Origin of the sequence: Agrobacterium sp. SUL3, assembly GCF_001263295.1 — a bacterium.
Taxonomy (GTDB): domain Bacteria; phylum Pseudomonadota; class Alphaproteobacteria; order Rhizobiales; family Rhizobiaceae; genus Agrobacterium; species Agrobacterium tomkonis.
On the sequence record NZ_KQ414504.1, the window covers coordinates 1 to 16,030 of the forward strand.

Genomic DNA, 16,030 nt, shown 5'->3' on the forward strand with positions numbered 1-16,030 from the left:
TGCGGATTCCGCTGTGAAGCCGGCCGCCATTCCGATCATTGACCGGCCACCGTTCCGATTTGAAGCCGGCCACCATTCCAATCAATAACCGGCCAGTTTCCGGCACTCAAGTTCCCCTGGGTCAGCAACCTTGGCATGTGTCCCCTCGATATCCACGAGGGGAATTTAATGCCTGCAAAAAGAAAGCTGACCATGCGACACATACGACAAATGCTGCGGCTTGCGGGTAGCGGAACGAGTAGCCGCGAGATCGCGGTGATGCTTGGCATTGCTCGCAGCACCGTGCAGGACAACCTGAAGCGAGCTGCGATGGTCGGGTTGAGTTGGCCCCTCGCCAGCGACCTGACAGACGATGTCCTTGAGGCCAAGCTTTTCGTCCATCCCGGCGTTAAGCAAGGCCAGCGATTGCGGCAAGAGCCCGATTGGGGCCCGCTTTCGATCGAGCTGAAGAAGCCAGGCGTGACGCTGCTGATCCTTTGGGAGGAATACCGCAGCATCCATCCGGATGGGTATGGATATAGCCGCTTTTGCGAGCTGTTCCGTGGCTTTGAGAAGCGCTTGTCACCGACGATGCGCCAGGAACACGTCGCTGGCGACAAAGTCTTTGTGGATTACTCCGGCAAACGCGTGCCTATCGTCGATCGCAAGACCGGCGAGATCCGCGAGGCGGAACTGTTCCTCGGCGTGCTCGGCGCGTCGAGCTACACATATGCGGAAGCCACATGGACCCAGGCCCTGCCAGACTGGATCGGTTCACATGTGCGCATGTTCATGTTCTTCGACGGCGTGCCCCGCCTGATCGTGCCCGATAATCTGAAGTCCGGCGTCAACCGCGCCAGCTTCTACGATCCTGAGATCAATCGCAGCTATGGGGTCATGGCTGCTCATTATGGCGTCGGTGTCCTGCCAGCACGTCCGCGACGCCCGAAGGACAAGGCCAAGGTGGAGAATGGCGTGAAGTTCGCCCAGAGCTGTATTCTCGGCCGTCTTCGCAAGCAGACATTCTTCTCGCTCGCCGAAGCCAATGCCGCAATCGCCCAGATGCTGGAGCGCATCAACAATCACGTCATGCGCCGGTTGGGCGTCAGTCGTCGGAACCTCTTTGAGACGGTCGAACAGGCAGCACTCGCAAGCCTGCCCAGCGAACATTATGAGTTCGCCGAATGGCGCTTGGCGCGGGTGTCGACGGATTACCATGTCGAGTTCCAGAGCTTCTTCTATTCTGTCCCGCATGCCCTCATACGGAGCCAAGTCGATGTCCGGGCGACTGAACGGATGATCGAGATCTTCCATCGCGGCAAACGCGTTGCGGTGCATCAGCGCCGCTATGGTGGCCCGCGCTATGGAACTGACCCCGCTCACATGCCCAGTTCACACCGCCGATATGCCGAGTGGACGCCGGAACGCTTCCGGCGATGGGGCGCGTCTATCGGGCCGCAGACCGAAGGGCTTATCATCGCCATTCTCGCCAGCCGTCCGCACCCCGAGCAGGGCTTCAGAACGTGCCTCGGGATCCTGCGCCTTTACCGTGACATCGGCCAGGACCGCGCCGAGGCCGTCTCAGCGCGCGCTGTTGAGATTGGCGGCTTGAACAGCAAGACCATCGCGTCGCTCATCGCCACCTACAAAAGCAAAACACCTCCCACCGAACCTGCCGCCGTTGTGGAACACGCCAACTTACGCGGTCCCAGTTACTTTCATTGAGGAGACCTTCCATCATGCTGATCAATCCTACCATCGACATGCTGCGCGAACTCGGCCTTTCCGGCATGGCAAGCGCCTATCAGGAACTTGAGGCGCAACCGGAGGCGAGACACCTCGAGCACGGTGAGTGGCTGGCCCTTCTTCTCGAGCGCGAGTCGACCGCCCGAGGCCAGAAGCGCTTCGAGGCCCGGGCCCGGGCCGCAAAGCTGCGCCATGATGCCCAAATCGAGAACATCGATTTCCGCGCCACCCGCGGCCTCGATCGCAATCTGTTCCTGAAGCTTGCCGGATGTGACTGGATCCGGCAGCGCCACAGCCTGCTCATGATCGGACCCGCCGGCGTCGGCAAGAGCTGGCTTGCATGCGCTCTCGGACACAAGGCGTGCCGCGAGGACTTCTCCGTCGCCTATCATCGCCTGCCCAGACTGTTTGCCACCCTTGCACTGGCGCGTGGCGACGGCCGATACCCGAAGGTCCTGAAGGCGCTGGCCAGAACAGACCTGCTCATTCTTGATGACTGGGGTCCGGAGAAGCTCAGCGACGAGCAACGGCGCGACCTCCTGGAGATCGTTGAAGACCGCTATGAGAAACGGTCTACCATCGTCACCAGCCAGGTGCCCGTCGAGCACTGGTACGACATGATCGGCAATCCGACGATCGCCGACGCCATCCTCGATCGCCTCGTTCACAATGCTTACCGCATCGAACTCACGGGGGAGAGTATGCGAAAGCAGCGTTCTATGACTGCTGCCGCGACAACCTAAGCTTGACCGCCAGGCGGCTTCAAGCCAAAGAACATGACGACCCAGAGGCACACCAACTGGCCGGCTTCAGATCGGAACGGTGGCCGGAATGAAATCGGAATGGGTGGCCGGCTTCGTGTCGGAATAGGTGGCCGGCTTCATCGGAATACGCANAACGGTGGCCGGAATGAAATCGGAATGGGTGGCCGGCTTCGTGTCGGAATAGGTGGCCGGCTTCATCGGAATACGCACAATACGGAAAAGGAGCCGGTCCGGATTCTGCTCTTTGTGTTGATGTTCGGTGGGGTTCTGCTGGCCATCGCTCTGCCGGAAGCTTTTGCGGAACAGGGGTTCGTTTTCGCCGTCATCTACAGCACCATGCAGGTGGGGCGGAGCCTTTTTGCGCTTTATGCCTTCAAGGGGGAAGATCGGCAGTCTTTTCTGGTTTTCGTGCGCGTAACGATCTGGCTCGTCATATCAAGCCTGTTCTGGCTGGCCGGCGGGCTGGTCGATCTGACGGACCGTATTCTCCTGTGGGGTGTGGCGCTGGCGATCGAATATGCGGGACCGGCCTGCCGTTATGTGGTGCCGGGTGTGGCATCCAGCGACGAGGACAGGCTGCATCTTTCCGGCGAACACCTGGCGGAGCGCTGCGCGCTGTTCGTGATCATCTGCCTCGGCGAAACCATTCTCACCACCGGCCGCACGGCCACTGAATATATGAATTCCACCCTGACATTCATCGTTTTCTGTTCTGCCTTCGTCAGCACCGTGGCGATGTGGTGGATCTATTTCCATCACGGGCAGGAGGAAGCGTCCAGAAAGGCTGAGAATGCAGAAGAGAAAGCGAAGATCGCCCATAATCTCTTCAACTATGGCCACCTGCCTATCGTGGCGGGCATTATCCTGACGGCGGTGGGAGAAGATTTCAGCCTGTCCCATGCCCGGGAGGGCGTGACGTTAAGGGAGGCCATCGCTATTCTCGGCGGCCCCATCCTGTTCCTTGCGGGCAATATCGGCGTCAAGATTGCCGCCACTTACCAGCGTCCCGTTTCGCATTTTGCCGGTGTGGTGGCGCTCCTCCTGCTTTTGCCGGTGCCGGGCATACCGCTTTTCATCCTGCAACTGGCAAGCACGGGCATCCTGCTGCTCGTTGCCGTGTGGGAGTATCTGGCACTGAAAAAATCAGTCGCCAACGCCTGAGCTTTCAGGCCCCAAGCTTTCAGACATTGGCGAAATTACGCGCCCTGTCGTGCCACAGCCGCAGGCTGCGGGCATAGGCCTCTTCAAATGGCATGGCCATGTCGTTGACCAGCATCAGCGCGATTGCAGCCGTGGAGATGATGGTGGTTTCGGCTCTTTCATCCCTGGCCGCCCCCGTCCAGACTGCCCGCCAATATTCGAAGGTGGTGAACATGGTTGGCATCTCGGCCGGTGGCGTTTCGCGGGCTGGAATGACGAATTCAACATCTTTGCCTTTGGAGAGGCCAAAAATCCGGGTACTACGAAACGGTGTGAATTGCGCAAAATCCCGCGTATTGCCGAGAATGGCGAGGTTTTCCACCGAAAGCAGCCGCGCAGTGTCGCGGTGAAGCTCCTGATAGGAGGGGCGGGCGACACCGATGATGGCACTTTTGGCGCGAAGCGGGTTGAGAAGATGCACGACCGTGTTGAGCGGCAGGCGCATTTCCAGAATGCCGTGCAGGCCAAGAAGGCTCTGGAACTGCAGAGACAGGCCGCCAATCGGCAAATAGGCGATCCGTTCTGAGGCTGTGGCCTCAGCCGCCTGCGAAAGAGAATGGCATAGGGGAATTCCACAGGCTTCAGCTGCAAGTTCGAGCTTGCCGCCATTTTCTCCCTGACCCACATGGCCATGCAACAAAACGCTGTATCCCGCCATGGAAACGAGGCGGGCGGAATGCAGGAACCACGGTGCGTCGCGATGTTTGGGCGACATATAGGCCGGCCAGTCGAGATCAACGGCGGCAGGCCGCTGCCGGTCTCTTTCTATATGCCGCCACATGGCTTCAATGAAACCGGCAAGCTCCGCTGCCGTCCCACCGCGATAGTGCATGGTTGCAAGCAGCGCCCCGATTTGAATCGGGTCGGCATCGCCGTCGAGAATGATCGCCAGCGCATCCATCGCCTCCTCCTGGCTCAGTGGGCGGCTATTGCCGATGCCCATTGCCGAGGTTGCGATGTATTTGGCAAGCCGCTGCTGCGGATCGGCATTGTGGCCGATACGGGCGAGACGGTCGGCGATGTTTTCCGGCGTCGGCTGGCCTTCCAGAATAACGCTCGGGCGAAGCGAAAGCGGTGGTGCCTTCATCAGCACTGGCCGTTCCCAGCCGCTTTTATTGGCAGCGGCGGGCAGTTCCGGTTTCTCCCGTGAATAATCGATCAGGTTATCCGCTTCTGCCGCCAGCGAGCGGATCCGCAGCCGCATGTTCTCGGCAAAGGGTGTCGGGCGCAGGCCCTGGCCGGTGCGCAAAAACAGCTGGTCTCCGTATTTCTCCCGCAGCTGCTGCAATATGCGGCTCATCGAGGAAATAGGCAGTCCCATACCGGCCGCAGCTCGGCTGACACTGCCTTCCCGCAACAACGCATCGAAAGCGACAAGTAATTTCAGCTGTCCAAGCCTGTCTGGCTTCGTCGGGGAAGCTGATTGCTCTTTTCTCTTGCCGGTTGTCATTGTGCGATTTTTTTACTCCGCCGCTGAGTGGAGGAGCCCTTTTTGCAATTTCTGGAATTTAGAATGGTTCGAAAACAAACGCATTGCGCCCGCACTCCCTCCTAAATAAGTGGGGTTAAATTCTCAAGTTAAATGCGGGGGCGTAACATGGAATTGAAGTACCGCGGCCGGAACAACGCTGCGACAATAATAAAGGCCGGTCTTTCGGCAGGAACGGCGCTGGGCTTTGCTCTGCCCGCTTTTTCGCAGCAGGCGCAGGAAGGAACCACGGTTCTCCAGCAGATCGTCGTCACCGCATCCGGCTTCGAGCAGAATGTGAAGGACGCGCCTGCCAGCATCACGGTTGTCACGCGCGAGGATCTGGAAAAGGGGTCCTATCGCGATCTGACAGATGCTCTGCGTGAAGTGCAGGGTGTATCTGTCACCGGTATCGCCAATGAAAAGGATATTTTCATTCGCGGATTGCCCGGCGCTTACACGCTGGTCCTCGTTGACGGCAAGCGGCAGAGCACCCGCGATGCCCGCACTAACGGCAACTCCGGTTTCGAACAGAGCTTTGTTCCGCCGGTTTCGGCGATTGAGCGCATCGAGGTCGTGCGTGGCCCGATGTCCTCGCTTTATGGTTCGGATGCAATGGGTGGTGTTATTAACATCATCACACGCAAGGTCGGCGATGTCTGGTCGGGCTCCGTCACCACCGAGGGTACGGTTCAGCAGCATTCCAAATTCGGCAATAGTGGTCAGGTCTCCTGGTATGCCAATGGGCCGATCCTGAAGGACCAGTTGGGCCTGCAGGTCTGGGGCAGGGGCTTCACGCGCGGCGAAGATAGCGTCCTGAACGGCACCACGGGCGCCAAGGAATATGATTTCAACGGCCGTCTGACGTTTACGCCGAATGAGGACCACGACATCTATCTCGAGGGCGGCAAGACACGGCTTCGCCGCAGCGCCGAGCCCGGTGATACGCTGGCGGCGACTGACGCCAACGGCACCTACAACACCAATACGCGCGATCATTGGTCCCTGTCTCATACCGGCCGGTGGGGACCGACCACATCTGAATTCTCCTTCCAGCAGGAATGGGCCGAGCGCACCAATTTCACCCGAAATATCCGCACGGGACGTGTGACCGAAAATCCGCGCTCGCCTGAAGTGCGCAACACTGTTCTCGACGGCAAGTTCACCACGCCCTTCGAATTGTACGGAAACCACACGCTGGTGACGGGCGGCCAATATTTCGAAGCGCGTCTCACGGACCAGAACCCGGGACGTCGCACCAATCTCGACGAAACCTTCTCGGCAACCCAATGGGCGCTTTTTGTCGAGGATGAGTGGCGCATTGTCGATAATTTCGCGCTGACCGGCGGTCTGCGTCTCGATAACCATGAAAAATACGGCAATCATTTCAGCCCGCGTCTTTACGGCGTCTGGAGTGCGACGGAGGAGCTGACCATCAAGGGCGGCATTTCCACCGGTTTCCGCGCGCCTGAAATCCGCCAGGTCGCGCCGGGTTATGCCTATACGACCGGTGGCGGTGGTTGCACCTATGGTCCGAGCGGCACTTGCGGCGTGATTATCGGCGATCCGAGCCTGGAAGCGGAAAAGAGCACGAGCTACGAAGTGGCCGCACTCTGGGACAATGGCGATGTGGCGCTTGGCGCTACCTATTTCTACACCGATTTCAAGGACAAGATTTCCAACGCGCTGGTGCTCAATCCGGATGGAACGCCTGCCCGCTGGAGCGAGGACCGCAATTATCGCCTCTGGTATAACTACAATATCGACGATGCGGTGATTCAGGGTGTGGAGCTGACGGCAACCTGGTACGCCACGCCGGAACTGACGCTGCGTGGTAACTACACCTACACACATTCTGAACAGAAAACCGGTGACTATGAAGGTTTCCCGCTGGCGCGGACACCGGAGCATATGGCCAATCTGCGGGGCGACTGGGTGACACCGATAGATGGTCTCGAAGCCTGGGCTTCGGTCAATTATCACGGATCGGAAATCAATGCTGGACCGCGCATCGGCACCAATGGGACGCCGGTGACGATCAATGGTAAGGCCGGGCGCAAATATGAGGCCTACACTACCCTCGATATCGGTGCGAAATATGCAGTTGCCGAAAATGTCGATCTTAACGCTGCCGTCTATAACGTCTTCGACAAGGATGTCGGCACCGACGATTTCAACACTGTCATGGAAGGTCGACGTTTCTGGATCAGCATGACGGCGAAATTCTGATCCGGCCGTGTTTGCAAGATCTGAGGGGGCGCCCACCGGGCGCCCCTCTTTTTTTGACCATTCGCCTATTGACCTCAACTATAGTTGAGGAATTATACCGGCTGCTCTTCAACGAGTTTCCGCGTTTCCGAGCGGAAATCGTTCCGGAAACAGGAGCCAGAATGGAAAGTACCGTGTTTAAGCACAGCCTGACGGTGGGGGAGGTTGCCCATCGTAGCGGGGTCGCTGTTTCCACCATCCATTTTTACGAAGCAAAGGGCTTGATCGAGGGCTGGCGTACCGCCGGTAATCAGCGCCGTTATCATCGCGCCGTCTTGCGGCGTATCGCCATCATCCGCATCGCCCAGCGGGCCGGTATTCAGCTCAGCATTATCAGGGATGCAATGGCGGATTTGCCACAGGATCGGGTGGCGACGGCGGCGGACTGGCGACGGTTCTCACAGTCCTGGCGAGAGATGCTTCAGCTTCGCATCAACAGCCTGGTGATGCTGCGCGACCAGCTTACCGGCTGCATCGGTTGCGGTTGCCTTTCTTTGGACGATTGTCCGCTACGCAATCCGAACGATGTTCTGGCCGATGACGGCGCAGGTCCGCGCCGTCTCGTATCCAGCGAATAAGGGAATATTTACTGGCGGTTGCCCTCACTCGGCTTCGGCTGAAACCCACACACTGACGCTGCCACCATTGGTGGGGAAGACGCCCTTGCCGCTATCGTCGAGGGTGATTTTTTCGTCTCGGTGCGCCAGAAAGTCCCGCCAGACCGCGCCTGCATGGTCTGGTCCGAGATCAATCTGCTTTTCCGCCGGTTCGCCATTCGACATCACCACCACGCAGCCCGGGGCATCGGCAGTGCCGTGGCGGATAAAGGCGATGCAGCTTGGATCATCGAAAATATCCGTCTGCGCACCATTGGCAAAACGGCTGCGCGCTTCAATGAGCTTCGGCAGGCATTCTATCGCAGGAATGTCGATTTTGTGCTCGTTGCCGTCATTACCGGTATCAGTGTAGCTCGTGCCGAACAGATCAGGATAAAAGACGCAGGGAACGCCCTCTTCGCGTAGCAGAATGATGGCATAGGCCAACGGTTTGAACCAGGGTTCAACCGGTGCTTCCAGCGATTGCAGCGGCTGCGTGTCATGATTGTCGACGAGCGTGACGGCATGGTCGGGAACGGCCGCTACCAGCGAGCCGTCGAAGATGCTGCGCATGTCGAAATCGCCACCCTGTTTTGCGGCGTCGTGAAAGCGATGGTGAAGGGCGACGTCGAAAAGCATCAACTGCTTGTCGACCAGTTCGAGATAGCTTTTCAGCGCGTCTATATCGGGATGCCAATATTCCGCCACGACAAAAAGATCGGGATCGACCGTTTCGCGCATATGGCCAACCCAGTCGCGGAAGAACCACGCCGGAATATGTTTGGCGGCGTCCAGACGGAAGCCATCTACCTGAACCTGCTCGGAGAGCCACCGGCCCCAATATTTGAGTTCCTCGTAAACCGCCCGGTTCCTGAATTCGACATCCGCACCCATCAGATAGTCGAAATTGCCGTTTTCCTGATCGACTTCTTCGTTCCATTCCCCATCGCCATACTCATTGACGAGGCGGAAAATGCCGTCTTCGGTCGGCTCCTCGATGTGGTCGACACCGCTGAAGCACTTCAGGTCCCAGATGAATTTGGAATGTTTGCCATTGCGGCCCGGAAAGGTGAAGCGTGTATAGGCAAGCGCCTGAAAATCTTCGTCATCTATCTCGGTGCGGTCTTCGGGATTGACGCGGCGAACCCGCACGTTCTCCTTCTCATCCGCACCCATCTTGTGGTTTAGAACCACGTCATGGATGACGCGGATGCCGTTTTCCTTCAGCGTCCGGCCGGCGTGTTCGAGGGTGGCGCGATCGCCATATTTGGTGGCGACGGTTCCCTTCTGGTCGAATTCGCCGAGATCAAACAGGTCGTAGGTGTCGTAACCGACCGAATAACCGCCGGCTGCGCCCTTATAGGCCGGTGGCAGCCAGATATCGGTGATACCCATTTTCGCAAGGCTTTCGGCCTTTTCGGCCACCTCGCTCCATAATTTCCCTCCGTCCGGATAATACCAATGGAAGAACTGAAGCAAGGTGCGTCCGGCCATATTTCCCTCACGATGGTTAGCAGGTCGCGCCATAAACGGCCCGGCGGCGAAAGGGTTCCGCCGCCGGAGATGCGCGATCTGCAATTGTGAGGCCGGCAGGTCCGACGTATATTAGCCGGCTATGTCGAGGAGGGCTGCGCCCGCCTGCAGATAGTCGCCTTCCTTGACGATCAGGCGGACTTTGCCGGCCTTGGTGGCGACAATTTGCGTCTCCATCTTCATGGCTTCCATGACGGCCAGCAGATCGCCTTCGGAAACCACATCACCGTCTTTCACCTTGAAAGATTGCAGGGTGCCGGAAACGGGGGCGGTGATTTCGCCTTCCTTTTCCTTGGGGGCGGCGGTGCCGGAAACAGCCGCGCTGCTGCCGCTAACTGCACCGAGGCTAGAGAGCAGCAGGCTGGGCAGACCAACCGATACGCGCTTGCCGTCAATTTCCAGAAAGGTACGAGTGACGGAAGGGTCGTCGGCCGGTGCCGGGCGTTCCATGGCATCCGGCATGGCGGCGAAATCGGTCTCGATCCAGCGGGTGTGAACCTTGAAGCCATCGGTGCCGATGAAATCTTCGGTTTCGATCGCGGCGCGATGGAATGGCAGAACGGTGGCGATGCCCTCGATGCGGAATTCCTTCAGCGCGCGGCGGGCGCGGCGCAGGACTTGGTCGCGGTCGGCACCCGTGACGATCAGCTTCGCCATCAACGAGTCGAATACGCCAGGCACGCTGGAGCCGCTGACGACACCGCTATCCACGCGAATGCCGGGACCGGAGGGGGCGTCGAAAACCGAAATCGAGCCGGGCGTCGGCAGGAAGCCTCGGCCGGGATCTTCAGCATTGATGCGGAATTCCATCGAATGGCCGCGTGGCTCCGGCGTTTCAAGCACACGAAGCTTGTGGCCTTCGGCAATACGGAACTGTTCGATGACGAGATCGATGCCGGTGGTTTCCTCGGTAACGGGATGTTCCACCTGCAGGCGCGTATTGACCTCGAGGAAGGAAATCGTGCCATCGACGCCGAGCAGGAATTCGACGGTGCCGGCGCCGGAATAGCCAGCAGCAGCGCAGATCGCCTTGGCGGCGGCGTGGATCTTCTGTCGCTGTTCGGCAGACAGGAAGGGGGCAGGAGCCTCTTCGATCAGCTTCTGGTTCCGGCGCTGCAGCGAGCAGTCGCGGGTGCCGAGGACAAGCACATTGCCGTGCTTGTCAGCGATAACCTGCGCCTCGATGTGGCGCGGCCGGTCGAGAAAACGTTCCAGAAAACATTCGCCGCGACCGAATGCGGCGGTTGCCTCGCGCACGGCGGATTCGTAGAGATCGGCGATCTCTTCCATCTTCCACGCAACCTTCAGGCCGCGTCCGCCGCCGCCATGAGCCGCCTTGATGGCGACGGGCAGGCCGTGTCCTTCGGCGAAGGCGGTGACTTCGGCAGCGGAAGCGACGGGGCCATCGCTGCCGGCGACCAGCGGTGCGCCCACGCCGGTGGCGATGCGCCGTGCCTCTACCTTGTCACCCAAGGCTTCTATGACGTGCGGGTCGGGGCCGATCCAGATGAGGCCGGCATCGAGAACGGCACGCGCAAACTCGGCGCGCTCGGACAGGAAACCGTAACCGGGATGTACGGCATCCGCGCCGGCGCGTTTGGCAATCGCGATCAGCTTGGTAATATCGAGATAGGTCTCGGCCGGGCGCACGCCCTCCAGCGCATAGGCCTCATCCGCCAGCCGGACGAAAAGCGCATCCTGATCTGGATCGGCATAAACGGCGACCGATTGCAGGCCGTAATCGCGACATGCGCGGATGATGCGCACCGCGATCTCGCCGCGATTGGCAATCAGCACTTTTTTCATCGCTTTTCTCCTCGGAATTATGTGTTTTTGGCCGCGATTTCGGCAAAGGAGCCGATCGGGCGGAACTTGATTTTGGCGTTGACGGGGATTTGTCCCGCAAGATCGAGATGATATTCGGCGACAGCACCGATGACGGGATAACCGCCGGTCAACGGGTGATCGGCAAGGAACAGTACCGGCTGGCCGCTATGGGGAATCTGGATCGCCCCGGTCGCCGTGCCTTCGCTTGGCAATTCGGCGCTGTCCTTGCGTTCCACCGGCACTTCGCCCGCAAGGCGAATGCCGACCCGGTTTGATTGCGGGGTGACCTGCCAAAGCTGGCCGGTCAGGGTCTCGATGCCCTTTTGCGTGAACCAGTCCGTGCGGGGCCCGAGAACGACGTCCAGCGTCACGACCTCGCCGGTTGCCGGCGGGTCGAAGGCCGGAACCTCATCGATCGACACGCTGGAAAGGCCAGATTTCTCGCCCTTGAGCGGCAGGATGGCACCTGAACCCACCGGCTCCGGACCGACGACAGCCAGTGTATCCGTTGCGAAACTGCCGAGCACCGGCTCGACATCAAAACCGCCGCGTACGGCAAGATAACAGCGCATGCCCTTCGGTGGTTGGCCGAAACTGACTACATCACCGGGTTCAAGGGAGACCGGAACATGGGTGTTGGCCGCAAAGCTGCGATCCGTCGTGGTGATGGTGACGGGGCAGGGTGCGCCGGTTATGCCGATGACGGTGCGATTTGTGCTCCTGAAGGAAAAACCGCCGAGCGTCAGTTCAAGACAGGGCGTGTTGGCAGGGTTGCCGACGATTCGGTTTGCGGCATTGAATGCGCCGCGATCCAGCGCGCCGGAGGCCGAAACACCCTGTCCGGTCTGGCCGAAGCGGCCGAGATCCTGAAAGATGGCAGGCATGGGTGCGGCAAGCACCTCGAAATGCGGGCCTTCTTTTGACGGTTCTTTTCTGGGACCGCGCGGAGCCGAGACAGGGATATCGACCGTTCTTCCGGCCTTGTCGATGTCGACGAAGCGCACCCGATAACCCGGCTGGAACAGCGCGCCGGGGTCGCGGTCAATGTCCCACATCTTCACCGGCGTGGTGCCGATGATCTGCCAGCCGCCGGGGCTGTTTTGCGGGTAGACGCCGCTGAAGGCGCCGGCCAGCGCCACCGAACCGGCTGGAATTCGGGTGCGCGGGCTCTGCCGGCGCGGCACATGCAGCGCCGGATCGCCGCCGACCAGATAACCGAAACCGGGAGCGAAGCCGCAAAAGGCCACGGTAAATTCACTCTCGGTATGACGGCGAATGACCTCTTCGATGCTCATGCCGGTCAGCTCGGCAACATCGGCCAAATCCTCACCATTATAATGGACGGGGATTTCCACGAGATTGTCTGAAGGCGCGATTTTTGCCGAGAGATCACGGCTTGCCAGCCGCGCGGCCAGCGCTTCGGCATCGATCTTCTCAGGGCGGAAACGGATCATCAGGGTGCGGGCAGCCGGCACCGTCTCTTCAATGCCTTCGACCGGATCGTTCTGAAGCGAGGCGAAGAGTGCCAGTGTTTCATCGAGATCGGCGAGTTCAACAAGAATGGTGGTGAGGCTGACGGGGAGAAAACGCATCATATCCTCACGCGTGATAGGCGGTGTCGGGAATGTCGGTGATGAACATGTGGCCCGGCGCATGGGTGATGGCGAAGGGAACACCAGATGCCATCACGGCGGCCTGTGGGGTCACGCCGCAGGCCCAGAATACCGGAACTTCGCCCGGCTCGATCCGAACCGCATCGCCGAAATCAGGTTTGGCCAAATCAGTGATGCCAATCTCTTCCGGCGCGCCGACATGCACGGGTGCGCCATGCACCGCCGGAAAACGTCCGGAAATGGTGGCCGCATCGGCCACGCGCGATGCCGGGATTGGTCGCATGGAAACGACCATATTGCCCTTCAGCCGTCCGGCCGGTCGGCAGGGCCGGTTGGTAAGATACATTGGCACATTGCTCTTGTCGGTCATGTGGCGAATTTCGATGCCAGCTTCCACCATCGGCGTTTCGAAGGTGAAGCTGCAGCCGATCAGAAATGCGACGAGATCGTCGCGCTCCGCCCAGGCGGCGGTCGCGTCGGCTGTTTCCTCGGCAAGCTTGCCATCCCGCCAGAGACGGTAGAGCGGCAGGTCGGTCCTCAGGTCAGCGCCGGGTGCCAGAAGCGTGGTGGGCGAGCCTGGATCGGAGACATCAAGCACCGGGCAGGGTTTGGGATTGCGCTGCGCATAAAGAAGGAAATCGAAGGCCCAGTCGCGCGGCAGCACGATCATGTTGGCCTGTGTGAAACCCGGAGCGATGCCTGATGTGGGGGCAACAAGGCCGCCGCGATAGGTGGCGCGGGCATTTCGCGCAGCCTGCGCGTCGGTGTGATTGAGAAAGGATGTCGGTATGGTCATTGGCCGCTCCTTTCAGCGATTGGATGCAAAAGAGCGGATGTCGATGCCTTCGGCTTCAAACCGACGACGGATTTCCTGGGCGATGGCGACCGCGCCGGGGCTGTCGCCATGCACGCAGATGGATTGCGCCTCTATTTTTATGATGCTGCCATCGATCGCCTCCAGCGTGCGTTCGCGGGCAAGCTGCACCATGCGGTCGGCGATTTTGGCCGCGTCGTGCAGCACGGCACCGGCCTCGCGGCGCGAAACGAGCTGGCCCTGAGGTGTATATGCACGATCTGCGAAAGCTTCGGCGACAACAGAAAGGCCCGCCTTGCGGGCGAGATCGAGGATAGGCGCATTGGCAAGGCCCATCAGCACCAGCGAAGGGTCGATAGCCTTGATGCCGTCGATTACCGCCTGCCCCTGCTTCGCGTCATTGGCGATGCGGTTGTAAAGCGCGCCGTGCGGCTTGACGTAGCGCACGGTCGTTCCAGCAGCGGCGGCGACGCCTTTCAGCGCGCCGATCTGGTAGATAACATCGGCGATCAGCTCTTCCGAGGTCGCGTCCAGATCGCGGCGGCCAAAGCCGACGCGGTCCGGATAGGAGACATGGGCGCCAACGACCACGCCTTTTTCGGCGGCGGCCTTGACGGTGCGGTAAATGCCGGCCGGGTCGCCTGCGTGAAATCCACAGGCGATGTTGGCGCTGGAAACGATGGCGAGCATCGCCTCATCGTCTCCCATGCTCCACGCACCGTAACTTTCGCCAAGATCGCTGTTGAGATCGATAGCGGCCATGTTCGCCTCCCTTTGGTTTTTACAGGCCGAGCAGGCCGAAGATGGTGCCGGCGGACTTGTAGCCCATGTACCATGTCAATGCGCAAGTCAGAACGCCAAGCCCGAGCAGAATCCGCGAGTAGCGATGGCCACCCATCAGGTCTTCGCGTTTCCATGCGGCGAACAGGAAAATGCTGAGGCCGATGGGCAGGATAAGACCGTTGAGGCCGCCGACGAAGACCAGCATGGCCGCGGGCGGCGTGGTGATCAGCAGGTAGCAGACGAGCGAGACGGCGATGAAAACGACCGTCGCCATATTGCGGGCGCGCTCGCTCATATCCTGCTTGAAGACGGGCAGGAACGAGACGGACGTAAAGGCTGCGCCGATGACGCTGGTGATGGCCGCTGCCCAGAAGATGATGCCGAAGAGCCGGAAGCCGAGATCGCCCGCGGCCGAACGGAAGGCCTGTGCGGCGGGATTGGCGGCCTGGCCCGACGTATCGATGACGACGCCGCTGGCGACGACGCCGAGAATGGCAAGAAACAGCACGTAACGCATGATGCCGGTGACGGCGATGCCGGTGAGCGCGGCGCGGTTGACAGCGGGCAGGTTTTCAATGCCGACCATGCCGCGGTCCAGCAGGCGGTGTGCGCCGGAATAGGTGATGTAGCCGCCGACGGTGCCGCCGACGATGGTTGTGATGGTCGCGAAATTGATGGTATCCGGCAGGAAGGTCTGGCGGAAGGCGTCGCCCACCGGCGGCGCGGAGACGAATGCCACATAAAGCGTCAGCACGATCATCAGGATGCCGGCGAAAATGATGAACCGGTCAACGGCAAGACCCGCGCGCTTGGAAACGAAGATGGCGATGGAGAATATCGCGCTGATCGCACCGCCGATTTTCGGGTCCAGCCCGAAAATGGCGTTAAGGCCGAGACCGGTGCCGCCGATATTGCCGATATTGAAGAACAGACCGCCGATGATGACGAGAATGGCGAGCAGGTAACCTGCGCCCGGAATGGCAGCATTTGCAATGTCGGAAGCGCGCATGCGCGTTAACGTCACGATACGCCAGATATTCAACTGCACGACGAAGTCGATGAGGATGGAGGCGAGAATGCCGAAGGCAAAGGCTGCGCCAAGCTGGGTGGTGAATGTCGCCGTCTGGGTGATGAATCCCGGACCGATGGCGGATGTCGCCATCAGGAAGATTGCTCCCAGAAGAGATGCGCGTTTTGACATTTTGAGATCGGCAGTCGGGGTGAGCTTTTTCTGCTCCATGGATTTTCTCCGCTCCTGTCGCAATCCGCCCCTCGCGGATGCTTTATGCGGTCGATCTTGTCGTGTTCTGCGCAATTGTCAATATTGTTGAACAATATAAAACTATCGTTCTTTCATTTTGTCTATTTGTTGGACGTTATGGCCATGATTTAATCACGTTTTTTTCGTGCTTTGCTAATGCTTTGTGCTATGGGCAATC

11 protein-coding genes and 1 pseudogene are annotated in these 16,030 nt (G+C 59.7%); 5 read left to right on the plus strand and 7 right to left on the minus strand.

Features of this window, described 5'->3' with window-relative positions:
* Nucleotides 1–192 precede the first annotated feature (192 nt).
* From istA to AKG12_RS14175, 3 genes and pseudogenes are all read left to right on the plus strand, one after another.
* Nucleotides 193–1,704, plus strand: a complete 1,512-nt coding sequence (gene istA, locus AKG12_RS14165) for an IS21 family transposase (RefSeq protein WP_082178866.1) — start codon at nucleotides 193–195, stop codon at nucleotides 1,702–1,704.
* A gap of 14 nt (nucleotides 1,705–1,718) precedes the next feature.
* Nucleotides 1,719–2,468, plus strand: a complete 750-nt coding sequence (istB, locus tag AKG12_RS14170; protein ID WP_029620554.1) for an IS21-like element helper ATPase IstB — start codon at nucleotides 1,719–1,721, stop codon at nucleotides 2,466–2,468.
* A gap of 222 nt (nucleotides 2,469–2,690) precedes the next feature.
* Nucleotides 2,691–3,650, plus strand: a pseudogene (locus AKG12_RS14175) (low temperature requirement protein A); the annotation flags it as partial.
* Between the two features lie 19 nt (nucleotides 3,651–3,669).
* On the opposite strand, the gene AKG12_RS14180 reads toward AKG12_RS14175, so the two are convergent.
* Nucleotides 3,670–5,139, minus strand: coding sequence for a glycosyl transferase family protein (locus AKG12_RS14180; RefSeq protein ID WP_052819314.1), 1,470 nt, complete (start codon nucleotides 5,137–5,139; stop codon nucleotides 3,670–3,672).
* 147 nt (nucleotides 5,140–5,286) lie between these two features.
* Between AKG12_RS14180 and AKG12_RS14185 the strand changes: the two genes are divergently transcribed.
* Nucleotides 5,287–7,386 carry a TonB-dependent receptor plug domain-containing protein gene (locus AKG12_RS14185; protein WP_052819315.1) on the plus strand — a complete coding sequence of 700 codons (2,100 nt, stop codon included), beginning with the start codon at nucleotides 5,287–5,289 and terminating at the stop codon, nucleotides 7,384–7,386.
* 161 nt (nucleotides 7,387–7,547) lie between these two features.
* Nucleotides 7,548–8,003, plus strand: a complete 456-nt coding sequence (gene soxR, locus AKG12_RS14190) for a redox-sensitive transcriptional activator SoxR (protein ID WP_052819316.1) — start codon at nucleotides 7,548–7,550, stop codon at nucleotides 8,001–8,003.
* A 24-nt stretch (nucleotides 8,004–8,027) separates the two neighbouring features.
* Here the strand turns inward: soxR and amyA are convergent, their stop codons facing one another.
* From amyA to AKG12_RS14220, 6 genes are all read right to left on the minus strand, one after another.
* Nucleotides 8,028–9,515 (minus strand): alpha-amylase, encoded by a 1,488-nt coding sequence (gene amyA, locus AKG12_RS14195; protein ID WP_052819317.1) that lies wholly within the window; start codon nucleotides 9,513–9,515, stop codon nucleotides 8,028–8,030.
* A gap of 111 nt (nucleotides 9,516–9,626) precedes the next feature.
* Nucleotides 9,627–11,360: an acetyl/propionyl/methylcrotonyl-CoA carboxylase subunit alpha gene (locus AKG12_RS14200; protein ID WP_052819318.1), complete on the minus strand. Its 1,734-nt coding sequence runs from the start codon at nucleotides 11,358–11,360 to the stop codon at nucleotides 9,627–9,629.
* Between the two features lie 17 nt (nucleotides 11,361–11,377).
* A complete protein-coding gene (locus AKG12_RS14205) occupies nucleotides 11,378–12,973 on the minus strand; it encodes a 5-oxoprolinase subunit B/C family protein (protein ID WP_052819319.1) in 1,596 nt (531 codons plus the stop codon).
* 7 nt (nucleotides 12,974–12,980) lie between these two features.
* Nucleotides 12,981–13,790, minus strand: a complete 810-nt coding sequence (locus tag AKG12_RS14210; protein WP_052819320.1) for a putative hydro-lyase — start codon at nucleotides 13,788–13,790, stop codon at nucleotides 12,981–12,983.
* Nucleotides 13,791–13,802: 12 nt separating this feature from the next.
* Entirely contained in the window at nucleotides 13,803–14,570 is a 768-nt protein-coding gene (locus AKG12_RS14215) for a LamB/YcsF family protein (RefSeq protein WP_052819321.1), read from the minus strand.
* 19 nt (nucleotides 14,571–14,589) lie between these two features.
* Nucleotides 14,590–15,831, minus strand: coding sequence for an NRAMP family divalent metal transporter (locus AKG12_RS14220; protein ID WP_052819322.1), 1,242 nt, complete (start codon nucleotides 15,829–15,831; stop codon nucleotides 14,590–14,592).
* Between the last annotated feature and the right edge of the window lie 199 nt (nucleotides 15,832–16,030).

What these genes read in the sequence shown, in the direction of transcription:
- istA (WP_082178866.1), top strand. Translation starts at nt 193, where the DNA reads ATGCGACACATACGACAAATGCTGCGGCTTGCGGGTAGCGGAACGAGT.
- istB (WP_029620554.1), top strand. Translation starts at nt 1,719, where the DNA reads ATGCTGATCAATCCTACCATCGACATGCTGCGCGAACTCGGCCTTTCC.
- AKG12_RS14180 (WP_052819314.1), bottom strand. Translation starts at nt 5,139, where the DNA reads ATGACAACCGGCAAGAGAAAAGAGCAATCAGCTTCCCCGACGAAGCCA.
- AKG12_RS14185 (WP_052819315.1), top strand. Translation starts at nt 5,287, where the DNA reads ATGGAATTGAAGTACCGCGGCCGGAACAACGCTGCGACAATAATAAAG.
- soxR (WP_052819316.1), top strand. Translation starts at nt 7,548, where the DNA reads ATGGAAAGTACCGTGTTTAAGCACAGCCTGACGGTGGGGGAGGTTGCC.
- amyA (WP_052819317.1), bottom strand. Translation starts at nt 9,515, where the DNA reads ATGGCCGGACGCACCTTGCTTCAGTTCTTCCATTGGTATTATCCGGAC.
- AKG12_RS14200 (WP_052819318.1), bottom strand. Translation starts at nt 11,360, where the DNA reads ATGAAAAAAGTGCTGATTGCCAATCGCGGCGAGATCGCGGTGCGCATC.
- AKG12_RS14205 (WP_052819319.1), bottom strand. Translation starts at nt 12,973, where the DNA reads ATGCGTTTTCTCCCCGTCAGCCTCACCACCATTCTTGTTGAACTCGCC.
- AKG12_RS14210 (WP_052819320.1), bottom strand. Translation starts at nt 13,790, where the DNA reads ATGACCATACCGACATCCTTTCTCAATCACACCGACGCGCAGGCTGCG.
- AKG12_RS14215 (WP_052819321.1), bottom strand. Translation starts at nt 14,570, where the DNA reads ATGGCCGCTATCGATCTCAACAGCGATCTTGGCGAAAGTTACGGTGCG.
- AKG12_RS14220 (WP_052819322.1), bottom strand. Translation starts at nt 15,831, where the DNA reads ATGGAGCAGAAAAAGCTCACCCCGACTGCCGATCTCAAAATGTCAAAA.